Source organism: Pseudomonas sp. K8, from assembly GCF_014889455.1.
Classification (GTDB): domain Bacteria; phylum Pseudomonadota; class Gammaproteobacteria; order Pseudomonadales; family Pseudomonadaceae; genus Aquipseudomonas; species Aquipseudomonas veronii.
The window spans coordinates 1-855 of the sequence record NZ_VJWO01000131.1 but is presented as its reverse complement, the minus strand read 5'-3'; the positions used below and the strand labels follow the sequence as shown (position 1 = coordinate 855).

Sequence of the window (855 nt, the reverse complement as noted above, 5' to 3'; positions counted from 1 at the left end):
GGAGCACGGTGCTGGTGGTGGCCTGGCTGCTGCTGAGCAACGGCACCGGCTGGTGGAAGCAGATTGCCGCCCAGCCGCGCGCGCTGCCCACCCTGGCCCTGAGCAGCATGGCCATCGCGTTTAACTGGGGCCTGTACATCTGGGCGATCAACGCCGGGCATGTGATCGAAACCAGCCTTGGCTACTTCATCAACCCGCTGGTGAGCGTGGTGCTGGGCGTGGTGGTGCTCAAGGAGCGCCTGCGCGGCCTGCAGTGGCTGGCCGTGGGCTGCGCCGCACTGGGCGTGGCGTGGCTGACCCTCGACGCCGGCACTCCACCGTGGGTCGCGCGGGGGCTGGGCTGCTCGTTCGGGCCGAACGGCCGGCTGCGCAAGATGGTCTCGGGGTCCCCGGTGGCGGGGTTGTCCAGCGGTCGCGTTCGTCGGCTGCCGCGCGGGCCGGACACCCCGCAGCCACGCAGGGCGTGGCTCTACCCTTGGGGTGGTCGATCGGCCGGGGTTCGCGCTGCCACGCAGGGCGTGGCACTACGTGGGATGCGGCAACCGTAGAGCCACGCCCTGCGTGGCTGCGTGCATCGCATCATTCCGAATGACGCGTTCACCGCGTTGATATTCCAACCGTTCCGATATCCACAGCTACCCGAGACTGCTGAACTGCCATGACCCGCGTGTGCGGGCAATCAGGGAGCAGATGATGAGGAAGTTTGGATGGCTGCTGTTGGCAGCATTACCGTTCCAGGTCGCCGCCGAGGAAAGGCTGGATGACCCGATTGCACGGCCTTGCTACATGTGCAACGCCAGTGAGATGTACGAGCGTGCAGAGTCGCTGGGAGTTGGCGAGCACTATGTCTACAAC

1 protein-coding gene is annotated in these 855 nt (G+C 66.5%); it reads left to right on the top strand.

The window, feature by feature from the left end; all coding sequences use genetic code 11:
* A partial coding sequence (locus INT12_RS30550) for an EamA family transporter (protein ID WP_226926391.1) occupies positions 1-548 on the top strand: 548 nt, incomplete at its 5' end.
* Between the last annotated feature and the right edge of the window lie 307 nt (positions 549-855).